2 protein-coding genes and 1 pseudogene are annotated in these 4,382 nt (G+C 66.3%); 2 read left to right on the top strand and 1 reads right to left on the bottom strand.

Features of this window, described 5'->3' with window-relative positions:
- Together P8Y64_14100 and P8Y64_14095 are read left to right on the top strand one after the other, a co-directional pair.
- Positions 1 to 567, top strand: a 567-nt coding sequence (locus tag P8Y64_14100; protein ID MEJ2061586.1) for a pyridoxal-phosphate dependent enzyme, incomplete at its 5' end; no start/stop codon positions are given.
- 48 nt (positions 568 to 615) lie between these two features.
- Positions 616 to 1,158, top strand: coding sequence for a mismatch-specific DNA-glycosylase (locus P8Y64_14095; protein ID MEJ2061585.1), 543 nt, complete (start codon positions 616 to 618; stop codon positions 1,156 to 1,158).
- A gap of 40 nt (positions 1,159 to 1,198) precedes the next feature.
- Here P8Y64_14095 and uvrA read toward each other — a convergent pair.
- Positions 1,199 to 3,866, bottom strand: a pseudogene (gene uvrA, locus P8Y64_14090) (excinuclease ABC subunit UvrA).
- Between the last annotated feature and the right edge of the window lie 516 nt (positions 3,867 to 4,382).

The following is a 4,382-nucleotide window of genomic DNA, read 5'->3' as shown; positions in this document are numbered from 1 at the left end:
GGGTCGAACTTCGGCGGCGTGGCCTTCCCGTTTCTGGAGGCCAAGGCCGGCGGCAAAGACATCCGCCTGGTCGCGGTGGAACCCGCTTCCTGCCCGACGCTCACCCGCGGCCACTATGCCTACGACTTCGGCGACTCCGTCGGCCTCACGCCGCTGATGCTGATGTACACCCTGGGCCACGACTTCGTGCCGCCCGGCATTCATGCCGGCGGGCTGCGCTACCACGGCGACTCGCCGCTGGTCAGCCAGCTGCACAAGGAAGGCATCGTGGAGGCGGTGGCGGTGCAGCAGCTGGCCACCTTCGAGGCGGGCGTCGCCTTCGCCCAGGCCGAGGGCATCATCCCGGCACCTGAATCCAACCACGCCATCGCGGCCTGCATCGACGAGGCCCGGCGCTGCAAGGAGAGCGGCGAGGCCAAGACCCTGTTCTTCAATCTCTCCGGTCACGGTCATTTCGACATGGCCGCCTATGACAGGTACTTCGCCGGCGAGCTGGAGGACTTCGAGTATCCCGCCGAGGCCATCGACGACGCCCTGCACCACCTGCCCAAGGTGGCCGGCCAGTAGGCCGGAAGTGCCCGGCCGGGACAGCCCCGGCCGGGCTTTCAATCGCTCATGGAAACACTGCCGGATTATCTGGAAGCGGGGCTGTGCATCGTCTCGGTGGGACTCAACCCCTCCGTCAACTCGGTGCGTGCCGGCTTTTATTTCGCCACCCCCCAGAACCGCTTCTGGCGGGCGTTGAATGCCTCCGGGCTGGTCGACGAACCGCTGACGCCGGGTGTGGACGCGATGCAGACCCTCTTCGAGCGTTACCGCATCGGGTTCACCGACGTGGTGAAACGGCCCTCACGCTCGGGTTCCGTGCTGCGTGCCGCCGACTACCGCGAATGGGCGCCGCGCCTGCGCGACAAGCTGCTGGCCTGCCGGCCACGCATCGTCTGGTTCCACGGCAAGCAGGCCTACGGGCACTATCTGCGTTATGCCCAGAATGCCAGGTCGGAAGGCGAGTGGGGCCTGCAGCCCGAAACGGTGGGGGAGGCAGCCGTGTTCGTCACCCCCAACCCCAGCCCGGCCAACGCGGCCTTCTCGCTGGAGGTGATCACCGGGTACTACAACGAACTGGCTACGCTGCGCGCCCAGCGTTGTGAGGCGTAAGGGGTCAGGAGTGAGGCAAAGAAGACCGTTTCTTTACTCCTCACCCCTTACCCCTCACCTTTTTTCCAGCTTTGACGCCCAGCTTGGGCGCCAGGAAGCGGCCGGTGTGTGAGGCGGTGACGCCGGCGACCTCTTCCGGGGTGCCGGTGGCGATGATGGTGCCGCCACCCGCGCCGCCCTCGGGGCCGAGGTCGATGATCCAGTCGGCGGTCTTGATCACGTCCAGGTTGTGCTCGATGACGACGATGGTGTTGCCCTGGTCGCGCAGGTGGTGCAGCACACGCAGCAGTTGATCCACGTCGTGGAAGTGCAGGCCGGTGGTCGGCTCGTCGAGGATGTACAGGGTGCGGCCGGTGGCGCGCTTGGACAGCTCGCGCGCCAGCTTCACGCGTTGCGCCTCGCCGCCGGAGAGCGTGGTCGCGTTCTGCCCCAGGGTGATGTAGGACAGGCCCACGTCCAGCAGGGTCTGCAGCTTGTTGCGCACCGCGGGCACGGCGTCGAAGAACGCCAGCGCCTCCTCGACGTTCATCTCCAGCACTTCGTGGATGTTCTTGCCCTTGTAGTGGATGTCCAGGGTCTCGCGGTTGTAGCGCTTGCCCTTGCACACGTCGCAGGGCACGTAGATGTCGGGCAGAAAGTGCATCTCCACCTTGATCACGCCGTCGCCCTGGCAGGCCTCGCAGCGTCCGCCCTTGACGTTGAAGCTGAAGCGGCCCGGGTTGTAGCCGCGCGAGCGGGCCTCCTGGGTGCCGGCGAACAGCTCGCGGATCGGCGTGAACAGCCCGGTATAGGTAGCCGGGTTGGAGCGTGGCGTGCGTCCGATCGGGCTCTGGTCGATGTCCACCACCTTGTCGATGTGCTTCAGGCCGTCGACCCCGTCGCAGGGTGCGACCTCTCTGCCGGAGTCGTGCAGGTGGCGCGCCAGTAGCGGATACAGGGTGTCGTTGACCAGGGTGGACTTGCCGGACCCCGACACGCCGGTGACGCAGGTGAGCAGGCCGAGCGGGAAGGCCGCATCCACCTCCTTGAGGTTGTTGCCGCTGGCGCCGCGCAGCACCAGCTCGCGCTTGGCATCGCGTGGCGTGCGCTTTTTGGGGACCTCGATGCGGCGCTTGCCGGACAGGTACTGGCCGGTCAGCGAGGCGGTGTCCGCCTGGATGTCGGCGGGCGTGCCTTCCGCTACGACGCGGCCGCCGTGGGTGCCAGCCCCGGGGCCGATGTCGACTACGTGATCGGCGGTGAGGATGGCGTCCTCGTCGTGCTCGACCACGATGACGGTGTTGCCCAGGTCGCGCAGGTGGGTGAGGGTGGCCAGCAGCCGGTCGTTGTCGCGCTGGTGCAGGCCGATGGACGGCTCGTCCAGCACGTACATCACGCCCACCAGGCCGGCGCCGATCTGCGAGGCCAGCCGGATGCGCTGGGCCTCGCCGCCCGACAGGGTGTCGGCGCTGCGGTTCAGGGACAGGTAGTCCAGCCCCACGTTGACCAGGAACTGCAGGCGCAGCACGATCTCGCGCAGGATGCGCGCGGCGATCTCGCCGCGGCTGCCGGTCAGTTTCAGGTTGTCGAAAAACGCCAGCGCCTCGCCGATGGGCAGGGCGGTCAGGTCCGGCAGGTTGTGCTTGCCGATGAAAACATGCCGCGCCTGGGTATTGAGGCGGGTGCCGTGGCAGGAGGGGCAGGAACGGGTGGACAGGTAGCGCGCCAGCTCCTCGCGCACCGCCATGGAATCGGTCTCGTGATAGCGGCGCTGCATGTTGGGCAGGATGCCCTCGAACGGGTGTTCGCGCAGGGTGACGTCACCGCGCTCGTTGAGGAAGCGGAACTGGATCTTCTCGTCCCCGCTGCCGTACAGGATCACCTGGCGGTGCTTTTCGTCCAGGTCCTCGAACGGCGTTTCCACGTCGAAACCGTAGTGCTCGGCCAGGGAGGTGACCATCTGGAAATACCAGGCGTTGCGGCGGTCCCAGCCGCGCACCGCGCCGCCCGCCAGGCTCACGTGCGGATTGGCCACCACCCGGTGCGGGTCGAAGAACTGCTCCACGCCCAGGCCGTCGCAGGCCGGGCAGGCGCCCACCGCGCACCTTGAAGCGGTCCACCACCACCTCGACGGTGTGCTTGCGCTTGGGATCGAGCTTGGGCAGGTCGTCCAGCTCGTACACCGTGGCGTCGATGCGCACCCGCAAAAAGCCCTGCGCGCGCAGCTGCTCGAATATCTGCTGGTGCTCGCCCTTGCGCTCGCGGATCAGCGGCGCCAGCAGCAGCAGGCGGGTGTCCGCCGGCAGGGCCAGCACCTGGTCTACCATCTGGCTGATGGTCTGCGCCTCCAGGGGGATGTCGTGGTCCGGGCAGCGCGGCGTGCCGGCGCGTGCGAACAGCAGGCGCAGGTAATCGTAGATCTCGGTGATGGTGCCGACCGTCGAGCGCGGATTGTGCGAGGTCGTCTTCTGCTCGATGGAAATGGCAGGGGACAGCCCCTCGATGTGGTCCACATCGGGCTTTTCCATCATGGCCAGGAACTGCCGGGCATAGGCCGACAGCGACTCCACGTAGCGGCGCTGACCCTCGGCGAACAGCGTGTCGAACGCCAGGGAGGACTTGCCCGAGCCCGACAGGCCGGTGATGACGATGAGCTTCTCGCGCGGCAGGTCCAGATCCACGTCCTTCAGGTTGTGGGTGCGCGCGCCGCGAATGCGGATGGTGTCCATTTCAAACCTCGAAAACAGCAGAACAGGACATTCTATTCCCAGCGGGGAGGGGGGTACAAATTGGGGGTTGGTATTTGTTTTATGCGCTGAATCCGGTTGGTTGGACGGGTGGTATTGTTTCGCACGCTTTCGAGCTGGGATTTTTTTGTCTGACGCTTGTTGATGCGTGCGAGTCCCTTTGTTCGGCGCATCCCTACGCCTCACCCCTTCGGGGCTTGCGCGATAAATCGCTCCTGGCGATTTATTCATTGCTCGCCCAAAGAAAGGAGATGAAAGACCAATCCGCCTGGAGCGGATTGGGACGACGAATGTCGCCTGAAAGGCCTGCGCCAGGGATGGCGCAGGTCAAATGCGCCCCCACCGCCTTGGCCCTGCGGGCTCCCCTCGCCACCGCTGTCTTGCGACGGGTCGGTTCGACACGACGTCCTCGGCAACTGCTCCTGCGTTGCTCTACCTCCTGCATCCATGCAGTCGTGTCGTGACGAACCTCAGCCCGGCGTCCCTGCCGGGCTGACC

The organism is Gammaproteobacteria bacterium, assembly GCA_037388465.1.
Lineage (GTDB): Bacteria > Pseudomonadota > Gammaproteobacteria > SpSt-1174 > SpSt-1174 > JARRKE01.
This window is presented reverse-complemented; position numbering and strand designations above follow the sequence as displayed.